This is a genomic window from Rhodococcus sp. UFZ-B548, assembly GCF_903819475.1.
Classification (GTDB): Bacteria; Actinomycetota; Actinomycetes; order Mycobacteriales; family Mycobacteriaceae; genus Rhodococcus_F; species Rhodococcus_F erythropolis.
Genome location: NZ_CAIJDS010000044.1, coordinates 19,045 through 34,819, shown reverse-complemented (window position 1 = coordinate 34,819; position 15,775 = coordinate 19,045). Strand labels below are relative to the sequence as shown.

The 15,775-nt window shown below is 62.1% G+C and carries 13 protein-coding genes and 2 tRNA genes; 6 read left to right on the top strand and 9 right to left on the bottom strand.

The features are described from left to right. The first annotated feature begins 1 nt into the window (after position 1). Positions 2–871, top strand: coding sequence for a formate dehydrogenase accessory sulfurtransferase FdhD (gene fdhD / locus H7C86_RS27850; RefSeq protein ID WP_020908229.1), 870 nt, complete (start codon positions 2–4; stop codon positions 869–871). Here the strand turns inward: fdhD and H7C86_RS27845 are convergent. From H7C86_RS27845 to aroQ, 3 genes are read right to left on the bottom strand one after another with little or no spacing between them, the layout of a single operon-like run. Next, complete coding sequence (locus H7C86_RS27845; RefSeq protein ID WP_182262624.1) at positions 822–2,735, bottom strand: sugar phosphate isomerase/epimerase and 4-hydroxyphenylpyruvate domain-containing protein; 1,914 nt, start codon at positions 2,733–2,735, stop codon at positions 822–824. The genes fdhD and H7C86_RS27845 overlap by 50 nt on opposite strands. Next, a complete protein-coding gene (locus H7C86_RS27840; RefSeq protein ID WP_021333420.1) occupies positions 2,732–3,610 on the bottom strand; it encodes a shikimate dehydrogenase in 879 nt (292 codons plus the stop codon). The genes H7C86_RS27845 and H7C86_RS27840 overlap by 4 nt, the downstream gene beginning before the upstream one ends. Further along, on the bottom strand, positions 3,610–4,059 hold the full coding sequence (gene aroQ, locus H7C86_RS27835) for a type II 3-dehydroquinate dehydratase (protein ID WP_029538345.1): 450 nt from the start codon (positions 4,057–4,059) through the stop codon (positions 3,610–3,612). Before aroQ ends, H7C86_RS27840 begins: the two co-directional genes overlap by 1 nt. A gap of 127 nt (positions 4,060–4,186) precedes the next feature. On the opposite strand from aroQ, the gene H7C86_RS27830 reads away from it, so the two are divergent. The 3 genes from H7C86_RS27830 (at position 4,187) to H7C86_RS27820 (ending at position 8,696) form a co-directional block, all read left to right on the top strand. After that, positions 4,187–4,861: a TetR family transcriptional regulator gene (locus H7C86_RS27830; RefSeq protein WP_019749082.1), complete on the top strand. Its 675-nt coding sequence runs from the start codon at positions 4,187–4,189 to the stop codon at positions 4,859–4,861. Between the two features lie 71 nt (positions 4,862–4,932). Further along, the gene (locus H7C86_RS27825) at positions 4,933–7,155 is read left to right on the top strand and encodes a glycoside hydrolase family 3 C-terminal domain-containing protein (RefSeq protein ID WP_182262623.1); all 2,223 of its coding nucleotides are present in this window, start codon (positions 4,933–4,935) and stop codon (positions 7,153–7,155) included. 203 nt (positions 7,156–7,358) lie between these two features. Continuing rightward, positions 7,359–8,696, top strand: coding sequence for an MFS transporter (locus H7C86_RS27820; protein ID WP_020970000.1), 1,338 nt, complete (start codon positions 7,359–7,361; stop codon positions 8,694–8,696). Positions 8,697–8,781: 85 nt separating this feature from the next. Here H7C86_RS27820 and clpX read toward each other — a convergent pair whose 3' ends face one another. The 5 genes from clpX to H7C86_RS27795 all read right to left on the bottom strand — a co-directional run bounded on the left by clpX (position 8,782) and on the right by H7C86_RS27795 (position 13,509). Then, complete coding sequence (clpX, locus tag H7C86_RS27815) at positions 8,782–10,062, bottom strand: ATP-dependent Clp protease ATP-binding subunit ClpX (RefSeq protein WP_003944582.1); 1,281 nt, start codon at positions 10,060–10,062, stop codon at positions 8,782–8,784. A gap of 369 nt (positions 10,063–10,431) precedes the next feature. Beyond that, entirely contained in the window at positions 10,432–11,094 is a 663-nt protein-coding gene (locus tag H7C86_RS27810) for an ATP-dependent Clp protease proteolytic subunit (protein ID WP_003944539.1), read from the bottom strand. Between the two features lie 48 nt (positions 11,095–11,142). After that, positions 11,143–11,730 (bottom strand): ATP-dependent Clp protease proteolytic subunit, encoded by a 588-nt coding sequence (locus tag H7C86_RS27805; protein ID WP_007730960.1) that lies wholly within the window; start codon positions 11,728–11,730, stop codon positions 11,143–11,145. Between the two features lie 216 nt (positions 11,731–11,946). Continuing rightward, a complete protein-coding gene (gene tig, locus H7C86_RS27800; RefSeq protein WP_019749086.1) occupies positions 11,947–13,320 on the bottom strand; it encodes a trigger factor in 1,374 nt (457 codons plus the stop codon). A 115-nt stretch (positions 13,321–13,435) separates the two neighbouring features. After that, positions 13,436–13,509, bottom strand: a tRNA-Pro gene (locus tag H7C86_RS27795). Between the two features lie 399 nt (positions 13,510–13,908). Here H7C86_RS27795 and H7C86_RS27790 point away from each other — a divergent pair. Together H7C86_RS27790 and H7C86_RS27785 are read left to right on the top strand one after the other, a co-directional pair. Further along, a tRNA-Gly gene (locus H7C86_RS27790) sits at positions 13,909–13,982 on the top strand. Positions 13,983–14,175: 193 nt separating this feature from the next. Continuing rightward, on the top strand, positions 14,176–14,970 hold the full coding sequence (locus tag H7C86_RS27785) for a hypothetical protein (protein WP_050768698.1): 795 nt from the start codon (positions 14,176–14,178) through the stop codon (positions 14,968–14,970). On the opposite strand, the gene H7C86_RS27780 is transcribed toward H7C86_RS27785, so the two are convergent. Then, a complete protein-coding gene (locus tag H7C86_RS27780; protein WP_182262622.1) occupies positions 14,967–15,764 on the bottom strand; it encodes an Fpg/Nei family DNA glycosylase in 798 nt (265 codons plus the stop codon). The two genes, H7C86_RS27785 and H7C86_RS27780, sit on opposite strands and share 4 nt — an antisense overlap. Positions 15,765–15,775: the final 11 nt, after the last annotated feature.

Sequence of the window (15,775 nt, the reverse complement as noted above, 5' to 3'; positions counted from 1 at the left end):
GATGGGACGGGTCACCGCACGAACACCGGTCGTTCGAATCTCGGGTGATCGGGTCGTCACGCGCCCCGACACGCTGGCCGTCGAAGAACCACTCGAAATGAGGGTTGGCGGTCAGGTGCTGGCCGTGACGATGCGAACACCAGGCAACGACGTCGACCTCGTCCACGGATTCCTTCTCAGCGAAGGCGTCATCGGTACCCGCGACGACGTGAGCGTCGTCCGGTACTGCGACGGCGTCGACGAAACCGGCGCGAACACCTACAACGTCCTCGACATCGCGCTCGCTCCCGGAGTGCCGTTGCCCGATCACACCACCGATCGCAACACCGTCGTCAGTTCCGCATGCGGCGTGTGCGGCAAGACGTCACTCGATGCCGTCCGAACCACCACGCGGCATCCCCTGGTCGGTGACACGACTTCCGTCACCTCCACCGTCCTGTCGGCCATGCCGGTCACGCTTCGGGAGAGCCAACGGATCTTCGAGCGCACCGGAGGCCTGCACGCAGCCGGATTGTTCACCGCCACCGGCGAACTCCTGGCGCTGCGCGAGGACGTCGGCCGGCACAACGCAGTCGACAAGGTGATCGGTTGGGCAATCACCGACGGCCGAGTGCCGCTCTACGACACGATCCTGATCGTCAGTGGGCGGGCGTCGTTCGAACTCGTCCAGAAGGCCGTCATGGCGGGCATTCCGATTCTGGGCGCAGTCTCCGCGCCGTCGTCATTGGCCGTGGAGTTGGCACAGGAATCGGGGTTGACCCTCGCCGGTTTCATCCGCGGCGATTCGATGAATATCTACTCGCACCCGCACCGAGTCGAGGTCACGTCTGATTCGCGCGCAACTGAGCCGACAGTCGCACAGCGGAGTTGACCTCCCCGTAGCCCTCGTATCCACCCACTCGCTGCACGACCTCGAAGAACAGGTCTCCCCCGACCGTCGGGGTGAACAGGTGGAAGAACTCACCGCGGGCGTCAGCGTCGTAAAGGATTCCGGCGCTGCGCATCCGGTCGAGCAGTTCTGAATTCAGGCCGAAACGTGCGTCCAGATCGTCGTAGTAGTTCGGGGAAATGGGTAGCGGAGCAAAGCCGCAGTCCTGCATGGACGCAGCGGCACCGAAGATGTTCTCACACGCGAAAGCGACGTGGCTGACGCCGCCGCGACGGACCGTCGGCAGCCCGCTTCGACTGCCCTCCACCATGTTCAGTGAGATCCGCAGGGTACGTCCGTCACCGTCCTGAACGAGCGTGAGTGCCTGGCTCCGCATGAGTCCGACCGAATCGGTGACATCCTGCCCCTCATGCGGTTGCATCTCGAACACGGACCGCAGGAGCAGCATGATGCCGTCCCAACTCTCCGCCGGAACTGCCAGTGCCACGTGGTCGATCCCGGTGAACACTGCGCCCTGTTCACGATTGCGCTCGGCGGGCAGCGGGTAGATCTCGAATGCCGATTCCCACGCTGCAGCGCTGCCGGGGCCACGAAGGTCGATCGATGTCGCATCGGTGACCTTCAAGCGTACGACGTCCGGTACCTCGGAGTTCTCGTCGCTCGAACCGGGCAACTGCACGCGCGTCGCCGGTACTTCGAGAGCCAGAGCGCGCTCTCCCCACACTTCGGGTTCGGTTGCCCTGATGCCGATCTGAGTGAGAACCGGCAGATCCGCGGGCAGCCCGGGCGCCGTCCACACCGTGCCCGCTGTCGCGTCGACGGCAACGGCGAGCGGTCCGTGCCGCCACAACTGCAAGTCGTGATCGTGGTGCCGTCCGACCAGATGAAAACCGACGCGGGAGAGCATCGAGTGCACCTGGTCCTGTTTAGCCGGACCCGCAGCGATTCGCAGAGACACGATCCCTTCGAGCGGGGTGCGCTCCGGGGCGGTGAACAGCGTGGGTCCACCGGCGGAAGGGTTCGCGGCGGCGACCTGTTCTTCCAGATGGAGGAGCGACCGATGAGCGTCGATTGCCGTCCGCTGGGTGTCCGCGCGTCGGAATACGTCGTTGAAGATCTCGAGCGACCACGGTCCGTCGTAACCGGTGGCGTAGACATGCTGAGCGAACGCACTGAGATCGAAGCTGCCCTGCCCCGGGAAGTTTCGGTGATGCCGGCTCCACTGGAGGATGTCCATCGCCAAGAACGGAGCGTCCGCCAACTGGAGGAAGAAGATCTTCTCGCCGGGAATCTCGCGAATTCCGGCGGGATCGTCACCGCGCGAGAGGATATGAAAGCTGTCCAAACAGGTTCCGAGCGCCGCGTGATCGACTCCCTCGACGATCCTCCAAGCATGACCGTACGTGTTGACGTGGGCACCCCATGCGAGCGCCTCGTAGGCAACCTTCTTGCCGTGCTCGGACGCCAGTTCGGCGAGAGCTCCGAATTGCTCTGTCAACTGACCGTCATCGTGACTTGCGGTCGGCAGGGGCGAGGAGCACACCAGGAGCGTCTCGCACCCCAGTTGATCCATGAGCTCGAATTTGCGTTGCACTCGAACAAGATTCCGAGCAAATTGGGCCTCGTCCACCGTGTCGAAGTCACGGAATGGCTGATACAGATCGAGGGTCAAGCCCAGATCCGCAGCCCGCGTTCGTAATTCCTTCGGGGACCACGGCGAAGCGACAAAATCCGGCTCGAACACCTCGAAGCCGTCGAAGCCGGCAGCAGCGATGGCGTCGAGCTTCTCCTCGAGAGTGCCACTGAGCGATACCGTCGCGATCGACGTCCGGACCGGGGCACTCACAGCGCTGCCGCAGTCTGTTCGCCGTGCACGAGTTCCGTCATGTGCGCGAGCATCCGCTTACTGTCGGGCTCGATGCCCGTGAAGATCCGGAACGCGTCGACGGCCTGAAAGACAGTCATTCCGCCTCCGCTGAGCGTCGGGGCTCCGATCAACCTCGCTTGACGCAACAGCTCGGTCTCGAGCGGGCGGTAGACGATTTCCGCTACCCACAGATCTGGACGGAGCAGATCTGGCGAGAATGCCATTCCGGGATGAGCCGCCATTCCCATCGGAGTCGCGTGGATCAATCCGTTTGCGTTGCCGAGCACTTCGGCGAGGTCGCTCGTGTGCCGCGCCTCGACAACCTGCGCCGGAAACTGCTGCGCGAAGGTTTGTGCAAGTTCCTCCGCGCGAGGCAGGCTCGAATCGACCAACGTCAGTGTCCCGACACCGCGGGTGAGCGCTGCATAGGCAACCGCCGCACCGGCTCCGCCGGCACCGAGCTGCACGACGCGATCGAGCTGTGCTCCGGGAAGTCCGTCGTCGAAGTTGCGGCCGAAGCCCGACCAATCAGTGTTGTGTCCGATCGCCTTGCCGGAGTCGAAGAGGACCGTGTTCACCGCTCCGAGCCGGCTCGCATCCGGCGAGAGCTCGTCGAGGTGTTCGATCACCAACTGCTTGCACGGGTGAGTGATGTTGAGGCCGCGGAAGCCGAAACGTCTTGCATAGGTGAGAAGTTCACCGATGTCCGACGGCGCCATTCCCATCACGTCGAGATCGAGGATGCGGTAGACGTAAGGCAGGCCCTGTCGGCGCCCTTCTTCCTCGTGCATGATCGGAGTCAAGGAGGCTCCGATTCCGGTGCCGATCAGACCGCAGAGGATCGAATCACTCATCAGTTCTTCCCTTCTCGGATGCAGACGAATTCGACTGCGGCGCTGTATCCGTCGATTCCCAATCCACAGATGACGGCGTCGGCGATGCCGGAGACATACGAGTGGTGACGGAATTCTTCGCGACTGTGGATGTTGCTGATGTGCACCTCCACGACGGGGGCATCGAGTGTGACCAGAGCGTCGCGCAACGCAACGGAGGTGTGCGAGTACCCACCGGGATTGATGACGATGCCCGCGACATTTCCCCTGGCCTCGTGGACCCAATCGATCAGTTGGCCCTCGTGGTTCGACTGCTTTGCCTCGACCACCACTCCGAACTTCTCGGCCGCCGCTTCACAGCGGGAAACGACGTCGTCCAGGGTGTCTCTCCCGTAGAACTCCGGTTGGCGCTGGCCCAACAAATTCAAGTTGGGTCCGTTGAGGACCAGAACCGGTAGAGATGGAGTCATCAGGGGCACCTCGGGGTTGACGCTCGAAACTAATGTACGAACTAGTGAGTTAGTTCACTGGACGTTACTCCCCCGACGTGAACTCGACAAGCAAAGTCGACAAACTGCTGGCAGATAGAGTGAGCACATGGTTTCCGAGCAGTCAGTGAACTCTGTGGTGTCGAAGCCGGAGAAACGACGCCGAAACAGCGATCTGACCAGGGTGAACATCATCGCCGTCGCGACCGAGGAGTTTGCCGACAAAGGCTTCGCCGGCGCCCGGGTCGACGAGATCGCAACCAAGACGCATACCACCAAGCGCATGATCTACTACTACTTCACCGACAAGGAAGGGCTGTACAAGTCGGTACTCGAGCATGCGTACAGCGTCATTCGTGCGCAGGAACGTGAACTCGACCTCGAGGGATTGAACCCCACGGCAGCAGTCCGCGCTTTGGCCGAACTCACCTTCGACCACCACGAACAGCACCCGAATTTCATTCGGCTCGTGGCCAACGAGAACATGCTCCGCGGCGAGCACATCGAGAAATCCGAGTTACTCAGCGGCCTCGGCGCCCCTGCCGCCGACCTGGTCTCGCAGATCCTGCACGACGGGCAGCAGTCTGGGGCATTCCGCTCCGACGTCGATGCTCTCGATATTCACATGTTGATCAGCAGTTACTGCGTCTTTCGTATCGCCAATCGGTACACCTTCAAAGCGCTCTTCGACCGCGATCTGACCGACTCGACGCATCGTGAGCATCTTCGAACAATGCTCGGCGACATGGTTGTTGCGTTCCTGACCTCGAAGGCGCCGTCCTGACCTACCCCGAAGTCCGAAAAATCCCCCTACGGTGGTGAGTGGAACTCACAGCTGCCACCGGGAGGAATGACGTGACCGAGAATTACGTAGACGGGCTTTCACTCGAGGAGAAGGCGTCGTTGACGTCCGGCTCGGATTTCTGGCACAGCCAGTCCGTTGCCGGAATCGAATCGATACTCCTGACCGACGGTCCGCACGGAGTCCGGAAACAACCCGAGGGCGGCGACGCACTCGGACTCGGCCACAGCATTCCAGCGACATGTTTCCCACCGGCGGTCGGGTTGGGCTCGTCGTGGAACCTCGACCTCATCCGCCAGGTCGGTGAGGCTCTGGGCGACGAAGCCAAAGCCGAACAGGTCTCGGTCCTCCTCGGCCCAGGCATCAACATCAAACGGTCACCCTTGTGTGGCAGGAATTTCGAATACGTCTCCGAGGACCCATTCCTCTCCGGCCGCGTCGCGGCAGCGCTGATCACCGGCATCCAGTCTCGCGGCGTCGGAACCTCGCTCAAGCACTTCGCTGCCAACAACCAAGAACACGACCGGATGAGAGTCAGTGCCGACGTCGACGAACGGACGCTGCGCGAGATCTATCTGGCCGGCTTCGAATACGCCGTCAAGACCGCGGCCCCGACGACGGTCATGTGCTCGTACAACAAGATCAACGGTGTGTACTCGAGCCAGAACCATTGGCTGCTCACCGAGGTACTCCGCGAACAGTGGGGCTTCGACGGCCTCGTCGTTTCGGACTGGGGAGCGGTCAACGACCGCGTGGCGGCACTCGCCGCGGGCCTCGACCTGGAAATGCCGCCGACCGGAACCGATACCCAGATCGTCGACGCCGTGCGCGGCGGCGACCTGGACGAATCAGTGCTCACCACTGCCGCCGAGCGCCTGTCTACGCTGGTGAAACGCACCGCCGCCGCGCGCACCGAGGGCCACACGTACGACGTCGAGCGTCACCACGAACTGGCACGGACCGCTGCAGCGGAGTCCGCTGTCTTGCTGGCCAACGACGGAGAACTACTGCCGCTGACCCCCGGCGGGCAAACTGTCGCGGTGATCGGCGAATTCGCGTGCAGCCCGCGGTACCAGGGGGCCGGCAGTTCACAGGTGGTTCCAACCAAGCTCGACAATGCCTTGGACGCGATCCTCGACCTCGAAGGCGCCGACCGCGTCACCTTCGCACCGGGCTTCACCTTCGACGGCACGCCGAACGACGACATGGTCACCGAGGCTGTCGACGCCGCACGCCGCGCTGACGTCGCGGTGCTGTTCCTCGGACTACCGTCCGCCACAGAATCCGAAGGATTCGACCGAACCGACATCGAACTGCCGGCTGACCAGATCGCCCTGCTGGAAGCGGTCCACGGCGCGAACCCGAACACGGTCGTCGTGCTCGCCAACGGCGGTGTGGTTTCGATCGAGCCTTGGAAGGATCATGCCGCCGCAATCCTCGAGGGCTGGCTGCTCGGCCAGGCGGGCGGCTCGGCGATTGCCGATCTTCTGTTCGGCATCACGAATCCGTCCGGCCGCCTCACGGAGACCATTCCGCTTCGCCTCCAAGACAATCCGTCGTATCTGCATTTCCCGGGATCACAGCAGCACGTCCGCTACGGCGAAGGCCTGTACGTGGGATACCGCTACTACGACTCCGCGCTGCGCGAAGTGGCGTACCCGTTCGGGTTCGGGCTGAGCTACACCACCTTCGACATCACCGATACCTCCGTCGAAGCCGGTGAGAACTCCGCCGAAGTGACCGTCACCGTGCGCAACAGCGGCGACCGATCGGGCAGCACCGTCGTTCAGGTCTACGTCCACAACGCCTCGGCAAGCATCGATCGACCCGCGCAGGAATTGAAGGGCTTTGCCAAGGTCCACCTCGACCCCGACGAATCCGCGACTGTGACCATCACGCTCGACACCAGGGCATTCGCCTATTGGTCCGTCGCGGCGCAGGACTGGGCGATCGAACCTGGCGACTACGAGATCCGCGTCGGCTTCTCGTCTCGGGACATCGCAACCACCGACACGATCACCCTGGCCGGGAACGTCGGCGTCGGCACGCTCGACGCCATGTCGACCATCGGCGAATGGCTCACCCATCCCGTCGGCAGCGCAGTTCTCGGCGCCGCCATGGCTGCCGCAGCGGGCGACGGTGCACAGGCGGTCAGCCCCGAGATGATGGCACTCGCAGGCTCGATGCCGCTCGGAAAACTCGCCACCTTCGGCCTCGGCATCACCGAGGAACAGGTGGCGCAGTTGGTGGCGGCCGCCGCGCAGCCAGGCTCCTGACCGCCTGAACTGCGGTTTCGACGTGCGAAGAGTCCGCCGGTAGATTTTTATGAACTATTTGGTTAATAATCTTGTGTAGTCGCTGTGGCGTCGGTTACATTCCTTGTATCGCTCTCCGCACAGACGTTCTCGATACGAACACCATCGACGAACACCATCGGCGGATGTAGAGCCTCCACGACGCTTCCACCCAGGAGATGAGCATGTCAGCTAGCACGGTTACACCGTCCGGCCCCGAGGCGGGATCCTTGGCCAGGCCGGACACGACCAAGGTCAAGCGCGCCGCAACGTCGTCGTTTCTCGGCAGCATGCTCGAGTACTACGACTTCTACATCTACGCATCCGCCGCTGCACTCATCTTCCCCACCGTGTTCTTCCCGGACAGCGGACATGCGGCACTGCTTTCGCTGGCCACCTTCGGTGTCGCGTACGTCGCGCGTCCCCTCGGCGCTGTAGTCCTCGGCCATTTCGGTGACCGCGTCGGCCGCAAGAAGATCATGCTGCTCACGCTCATCATGATGGGCGCAGCAACATTCCTCATCGGATGTATTCCCAGCGCGGATTCGATCGGAGTTCTTGCACCGATACTGCTGGTCCTGATGAGAATCGCTCAGGGCATCTCCGCCGCTGGCGAACAGAGTGGCGCCAGCTCACTGACTCTCGAACATGCTCCCGAAGGTCGACGGGCATTCTTCTGCAGCTGGACCCTCAACGGCACCCAGGCCGGCTTCATCCTCGCCAGCCTCGTCTTCCTGCCCATCGCCGCACTCCCCGACGACATCCTCTACACGTGGGGCTGGCGAATCCCGTTCTGGGGCAGCCTGATCGTTCTCGTGGCTGCATACATCATGCGTCTCAAGCTCGAAGAGCCGGAAGAGTTCACCGAGCAGCAGGAGTCGAAGGCCGTCGCCAAATTGCCTGTTGCCGATCTCCTTCGCACCCACAGCGCAAATCTGATTCGCGTGATCTGCTGCGCTTTCATCGCCGTCGTCTCGACCATCTTCTCCGTCTTCGGACTCGCCTTCGCGACCACCGAGGAAGTGGGGATCCCGAAGTCGACCATGCTCTGGGTGGCTATCGCAGCCAACGCCGTGGCCTTGCTCAGCCAGCCCGCCTGGGCGATTCTCTCCGACCGGATCGGTCGCAGGCCGCTGTTCATCGGTGGCGCCCTCGGTAGCGCGGTGTTCATCTACGTGTACTTCGGCGCAATCGCCAGCGGCAACGTCCCGCTGATCTTCCTGGCCGCAATCGGATTGATGTCCGTCTTCTACGCTGCCCCGAATGCCATCTGGCCGTCGTTCTACTCCGAAATGTTCAACACCAAGGTCCGCTACTCCGGCATCGCGATCGGCACCCAGGTCGGCTTCGCCCTCGCAGGCTTTGCGCCCGCCATCGGCAACGCCCTCATGGGCGGGGACAAGACACACTGGATGCCCGTTGCCATTCTGACATCGGTGGCCTGCGTCATCTGCGCGATCTCCGCGTTCACCGCCAAGGAGACGTTCCGCACTCCCCTCAAGGAACTCGGCAACCCGATCTAGCCGAACACCCCCAGACACCCTGCACGAACGACTGTGGCCCGGTATCTCTCGCGAGAGATACCGGGCCACAGTCGTTTTGAAGTTTCTACGCCGTCTTGTCGCGACGCTCGCCACGCTCCGGCTTACGCGGAACGATGGTCGGAAGTACGTTGTCGTTGACGGTCTCCGCGGTGACGACCACCTTTTCGACGTCGTCACGGCTGGGGATGTCGTACATCACCGGAAGAAGAACCTCTTCCATGATGGCGCGCAGGCCACGAGCGCCGGTTCCACGCAAGATCGCCTGATCGGCAATAGCGTCGAGCGCTTCTTCGGTGAACTCGAGTTCGACGCCGTCCATGTCGAAGAGACGACGGTACTGCTTGACGAGAGCGTTCTTGGGCTCCGACAAGATCTGAACGAGCGATTCCTTGTCGAGGTTGGTCACCGACGCGATCATCGGCAAACGGCCGATGAACTCGGGAATCAGACCGAACTTGATCAAATCCTCCGGCATGACCTCGGCGAAACGATCGACCGTATCCAGTTCGGCCTTCGACCGAACCTCGGCGCCGAAACCGATACCGCGCTTGCCGACACGATCGGAGACGATCCGCTCGAGACCAGCGAAAGCGCCCGCGACGATGAACAGCACGTTCGTGGTGTCGATCTGAATGAATTCCTGGTGCGGATGCTTGCGACCACCCTGCGGCGGGACGCTCGCCTGCGTACCTTCGAGGATCTTCAGCAACGCCTGCTGAACACCTTCGCCGGAGACGTCACGCGTGATCGACGGGTTCTCGCTCTTGCGAGCGATCTTGTCGACCTCGTCGATGTAGATGATTCCGGTCTCGGCGCGCTTGACATCGTAGTCGGCAGCCTGAATCAGCTTGAGCAGAATGTTCTCGACGTCCTCACCGACGTAGCCGGCCTCGGTCAACGCCGTCGCATCGGCGATGGCGAACGGGACGTTGAGCATCTTCGCGAGAGTCTGAGCGAGGTACGTCTTGCCACAGCCGGTGGGGCCGAGCATCAAGATGTTGGATTTCGCGAGTTCAACCGTCTCACCCCGCGCATCACGGCCCTTGTCTCCGGCCTGAATGCGCTTGTAGTGGTTGTAGACGGCCACGGCCAGCGTCCGCTTGGCGGAATCCTGACCGATGACGTAGTTCTCGAGGAATTCTCGGATCTCCGCAGGCTTGGGAAGCTCGTCGAGCTTGACCTCGCTCGATTCGGCCAATTCCTCTTCGATGATCTCGTTGCAGAGGTCGATGCACTCGTCGCAGATGTACACCCCGGGTCCTGCAATGAGCTTTTTGACCTGCTTCTGACTCTTACCGCAGAAAGAGCACTTGAGCAGATCCCCGCCGTCGCCGATGCGTGCCATCTCGTGAGGTCCCTACTTTCCATCATGTACGTGCACTCGCCGCCACTCGATCGGTCGAGACGCTCCGCAGTACTCGGTATCAGATCAGAAGTTGTCAGATCAGAAGTTGTCGGATCAGACAAACTGATCAACAAACCGATCGAACAAATCTGGTCGAACAATCGCAGAACGCCGGTCGAGAACCAGCCCGTGAAGTGACGGTACCCGCAGATCCCGAACGGGGTCGACCTGTTCTCGGCGTTTCGCCTGCGGATAAAAAAGAAAAGAGTCGAGATTTCAGCCTGGCGAGCGCTCCACCAGGCACTTCTCGACGTGTCCGCCTCGTGTCGGGAATCGGAATACAGATCCTCGACACGAGGCGGAAATCGACTACTTCTGTGCGCTGAGCTTCCGGTAAGCCAGCACGTCGTCGATGATGCCGTACTCCTTGGCCTGCTCGGCCGTGAGGATCTTGTCGCGATCGGTGTCGACGCGGATGGTCTCCGGATCCTTGCCAGTGTGCAGCGACAGCGTGCTCTCCATGAGTCGACGCATACGCTCGATTTCCGCAGCCTGGATCTCCAGATCGGAAACCTGACCCTGGATGCCGCCCGTGGCCGGCTGGTGAATCAGAATGCGCGAGTTGGGGAGCGCGAAGCGCTTGCCCGGCGTACCACCGGCGAGAAGCACAGCAGCTGCCGAAGCAGCCTGACCGAGGCAGACGGTGGAGATGTCGGCACGGACGTACTGCATCGTGTCGTAGATCGCCATCAGCGCGGTGAACGAACCACCGGGCGAGTTGATGTACATGGTGATGTCGCGGTCCGGATCCTGCGATTCGAGAACCAGCAACTGTGCCATGAGGTCGTTGGCGGAGACGTCGTCGACCTGCGAGCCGAGGAAGATGATGCGCTCCTCGAACAGCTTGTTGTACGGGTCGGACGTCTTGACGCCGTAGCTGGTCTGCTCCGTGAACTGGGGCAGGATGTAACGCGATTGGGGGCCCGACGGCGCCTGGCCGCCCAGCGAGTTAGCTCCGAAAAGATTGGTCATCAGTTCTCCAAAGTATGAATTGGGCAGCGAAAGGATGGACGAACCGGCTCAGTTGCCGGTGCCGCCGGCCTGATTCGCACGGGAGACGACGTGGTCGACGAAGCCGTACTCGAGAGCTTCCTTCGCCGTGAACCAACGGTCACGGTCGGAGTCCGCGGTGATCTGCTCGACCGTCTGGCCGGTGTGCTGAGCGATCAGCTCGGCCATTTCGCGCTTGGTGTGCTTGAACTGCTCGGCCATGATCGCGATGTCACTGGCGGAACCACCGATACCGGCGGACGGCTGGTGCATCATGATGCGGGCGTGAGGCAGTGCGTAACGCTTGCCCTTGGTGCCTGCCGAGAGCAGGAACTGACCCATCGACGCCGCAAGGCCCATACCGAAGGTGGCGATGTCGCACTCGGCGAACTGCATCGTGTCGAAGATCGCCATACCTGCGGTGACAGATCCACCGGGCGAGTTGATGTAGAGCGAGATGTCTCGCGTCGGGTCCTCGGCCGAGAGCAGCAGGATCTGCGCGCACAGCTTGTTGGCGATGTCGTCGTCGACCTGGGTACCGAGGAAAATGATGCGCTCTCGCAGCAAGCGCTCGTACACCGAGTCGCTGAGGTTCAACCCAGCGGTCGCTGAAGTCATGGCGGGACTCTGCAAAGTCTCCAGGTGATTGGAAGTCACGGTACCTGCCTTCTATGTGGATCTACTTGTGCGGTGGATCGTCTATGCGAAACACTTCTACTGACACAGACAGTAACGAAGTAGGGCGGCACCGGAGTCCCGGTGCCGCCCTACTTCGCTCAAAGCGGAAAACTCAGTGCAGTCGATCGTGGTGAAAACACCCGTCCGCCTGCGTTTTTACTTGTCTTCGCTCTCGGCGGAATCAGACGCATCCGCTTCGGTTTCGTCCTCGCTGCTGCCGAACAGTTCAGCGGTGTCGACAACGGCGCCGGAGGTGTCCTTGACACCGGCCGACTCGACGACGGACGCGAGAGCCTTGCCACGACGGACGTCTGCGAAGACGGCGCCGAGCTGGTTGGCCTGCTGGATCTGCTGGATGAACTGCTCAGGAGCCATGCCGTAACGCTGCGCCTGGAACAGGATGCGCTCGGTGAGCTCGTCCTGACCGACGGTGACGTTGCCCGCATCGGCGATCGAGTCGAGCAAGAGCTGCGTCTTGACGGAGCGCTCAGCGGCTTCCTGGGCATCCTTGTCGAACTCTTCGCGGCTGCTGCCCTGCTCTTCGAGGAGCTTGTTCAGTGCCTCTTCGTCGTGATCGAGACCGTGAACGGCGTCATGCAGTGCAGCATCGACCTCAGCCTTGACGACGGCTTCCGGCAACGGAACCTCGACCGTCTCGAGCAGCTGCTCGAGAACCTTGTCGCGGATCTGACCGGCCTGCTCGACCTTGCGGACGCGTGCGACGCGCTCGCGGAGGTCAGCCTTCAGTTCTTCCAGGGTGTCGAACTCGCTGGCGAGCTGAGCGAACTCGTCGTCCTCAGCCGGAAGCTCGCGCTCCTTGACCGTCTGCACGGTCACGGTGACAACAGCTTCCTTGCCCGCGTACTCGCCGGCGACCAGCGTCGACGTGAAGTCCTTGGACTCCCCCGCCTTGAGGCCGATGATGGCTTCGTCGAGGCCCTCGATGAGCTGGCCCGATCCGACCTCGTGCGACAGTCCGCTAGCGGTTGCCTCGGCAACGTTCTCGCCGTCGACGGTGGCCGACAGGTCGATGGAGACGAAGTCGCCGTCCTCGACTGCGCGGTCGACGCCGGTGAGGGTGCCGAAACGCTGACGCAGCGAAAGCAACTGCTCTTCGATGGCTTCGTCGGTGATCTCGATCGGATCGACCTCGACGTTGATGGAGCTGAAGTCAGGGAGCTCGATCTCGGGGCGCACGTCGACCTCGGCGGTGAACTCGAGGAGCTCGCCGTCTTCGATCTTGGTGACCTCGATCTCGGGCTGGCCGATGGCCTTCACGCCGGCGCTGGTGACAGCCTCGGAGTAACGCGACGGCAGAGCGTCGTTGACGACCTGCTCGAGCACAGCGCCGCGACCGACACGTGCTTCGAGGAGGCGAGCCGGAGCCTTGCCGGGACGGAAGCCGGGGAGACGAATCTGCTGCGCGAGGGCCTTGTAGGCCTTGTCGAAATCAGACTTGAGTTCCGCGAAGGGCACCTCAACGTTGATACGGACTCGCGTCGGGCTGAGCTGCTCGACGGTGCTCTTCACGAAACTTCGCTCCTTCGTCTGGTCTTGCTCACAACTTGTGTTGAATCGGTACTGCTGTCTGGCGCGGCACTTCACTCCCGGACTTACTGGAGGTGAAGTGCCATGTACGTACTTGTCGGGATGACAGGATTTGAACCTGCGACCCTCCGCTCCCAAAGCGGATGCGCTACCAAGCTGCGCTACATCCCGTTTCCGATCACATGAAACACACGATACGGCCATCCGAGGCCACAAAGACAGCGGGCCACAAAGGCAGCCACCATCGGTGACCGCGCACAACCCTATCGCGCTCACTACTCTCTCACGAACCCGACCGTCGTTTGTACACGGCCCGCCTGTCCGACCCCGTCAGTATGTCATCCGACCGCCGCCACATACAGCCTTGGCTGAACGAAACGTGATGACAGCCGGAATCAGAAGCCGGGCCGCAAGGCAAGACACCCCGACTCGCCGGGCATTTCGGCAATTCCCCAGGTGAACGACGGTATCGAACTTCTCCAACCCCCCGATTATGAAATCCGGTGGGGCATTGGGTACAGTTTCGTATCGCAGACGACGAACACGGCGATCCCGAGTTGTCGTATGCACGGGGATGTAGCTCAATGGTAGAGCCTCAGTCTTCCAAACTGATCACGCGGGTTCGATTCCCGTCATCCCCTCCATGAGGAGGGAAACTCCACAAAAATCCGCATCGGCCTGGCCGGTGCGGATTTTTTGTGTTCAGACTTTGTGCACTCAGGCCACTCCCCTGTGGTCCGTATCCTGGAGTTGTCCGGATCGATTCTGCTCGGGAGGCCACTCGTGACCACGATTCTTCTCATACTCGTCGTTCTGGCCGTAGTCGTATTTCTGGTCATGAAAAGCCAGCAACGCGGTTCCGGCCACAGCGCAACACAACTCGACGACGCGAAAGCCGATGCCAGGCAGGCGATCGAACGCCTCGGCGGTCAGGTCTACAACCTGACCGGCAGTGACGACGCGTCGCGCCAAGCCCTCGCCGACGCGGCCGAACGGTACAACGCCGCAGGCTCGCAGATCGATCAGGCAGCAACGCCGGTTCAGGCACGTCTCGCGAAACAGACTGCGCTGGAAGGGCTTTACTACATCCGCGCGGCGCGGGTGGCAATGGGCATGGATCCGGGACCGGAAGTTCCTTCCATCGACGGACAGAAGGCTGCGGGTTCGGTCACCGAAGACCGTGAGGTCGAATTCGAGGGCCGCAAGGTCGCGGCATCACCCAATCCGTCGTCGCACACACCCAACTACTACCCCGGTGGCCGAGTCGCCGGACGCCCGGTCCCGGCCGGCTGGTACTCCGAACCCTGGTGGAAGCCTGCCCTCGTCGCCGGTGCCTGGGGTCTGGGTTCGATGATGCTGTTCTCGACCATGTTCTCCGGCATGGCCGGGGTTCCTTACGGCGCAGAAGCTTTCGCGCAGGGTGGCGATACGGGAGCCGGCGACTCGGGAGACCAGGGTGACTCGGGAGATCAGGGCGACTCGGGAGATCAGGGTATGGACGCCGGTGACTCCGGCGCGGATCAAGGAAGTGTCGACAACACCGATTTCACCGCAGACGGTGGAGGCAGCGACTACGGGGACTTCGGAGGCGGCGATTTCGGCGGCGGAGACTTCGGCGGCTTCGACTTCTAAACCGACTGGCACACCGGGCACCAGAACAGGTTTCGCGCCTCCATGACGGAATGCAGGATCGGTGTGCCGCACACGCGGCACGGCGATCCTGCTCTTCGGTAAACGTAAGTCCGCGGACGATCCTTCGCGTACGCCGGATCACCGTTGTCGTGCTCGGCGCGAACGACGTGCATCTTCCCGCGCCTGACACCAACCTTCATCAATTCGACAAGATCTGCCCACATGGCAGTCCATTCGTCGTGAGAGATGAGATTCCCCGGTCGTTCAGGGCTGATTCCGTGACGAAAGAGAAGTTCGGCGCGATAGACGTTGCCGACACCCGCCAGGACCGCTTGATCCATGAGCAGCGCGCCGATCGCCTTCTTGGACTTGGAGATTCGCACCCATGCATGGTGTGGATCCGCGCCGCGGCGCAGTGGGTCCGGCCCGAGTCTGGCCTCGATCGCGGCGACCTGAGGCGGCAGTAGGACTTCGCAGGCGGTGGGACCACGAAGGTCGGTGCCGAAATCGGCACCGACCATTCGCATCCGGACCTGGCCTACCGGTTCTTCCATCGGCAGGGCGGAGTCGGTGAACTTTCCGTACAGCCCGAGGTGTACGTGAACTGTCAATCCGTTGTCATAGGTGTGCCAGAGGTGCTTCCCCCAGGCATCCGAGGACGTGAGTACGTGTCCGTCCACCAGACGCGCGTCCTCGGCGAATCTGCCTTGCGGGCTGAGGACGCGGACCGGTGAACCGACGAACTTGCGGGCATGCAACCGTGCCAGTCGATGCAGGGTATGACCTTCAGGCACGGAACAACTTT

Coding starts and splice junctions, on each gene's coding strand:
- clpX (WP_003944582.1), bottom strand. CDS start 10,062: ATGGCACGCATCGGCGACGGCGGGGATCTGCTCAAGTGCTCTTTCTGC.
- H7C86_RS27810 (WP_003944539.1), bottom strand. CDS start 11,094: ATGACCAATCTTTTCGGAGCTAACTCGCTGGGCGGCCAGGCGCCGTCG.
- H7C86_RS27785 (WP_050768698.1), top strand. CDS start 14,176: ATGAAAAGCCAGCAACGCGGTTCCGGCCACAGCGCAACACAACTCGAC.
- aroQ (WP_029538345.1), bottom strand. CDS start 4,059: ATGACTCCATCTCTACCGGTTCTGGTCCTCAACGGACCCAACTTGAAT.
- fdhD (WP_020908229.1), top strand. CDS start 2: ATGGGACGGGTCACCGCACGAACACCGGTCGTTCGAATCTCGGGTGAT.
- H7C86_RS27840 (WP_021333420.1), bottom strand. CDS start 3,610: ATGAGTGATTCGATCCTCTGCGGTCTGATCGGCACCGGAATCGGAGCC.
- H7C86_RS27820 (WP_020970000.1), top strand. CDS start 7,359: ATGTCAGCTAGCACGGTTACACCGTCCGGCCCCGAGGCGGGATCCTTG.
- H7C86_RS27830 (WP_019749082.1), top strand. CDS start 4,187: ATGGTTTCCGAGCAGTCAGTGAACTCTGTGGTGTCGAAGCCGGAGAAA.
- H7C86_RS27805 (WP_007730960.1), bottom strand. CDS start 11,730: ATGACTTCAGCGACCGCTGGGTTGAACCTCAGCGACTCGGTGTACGAG.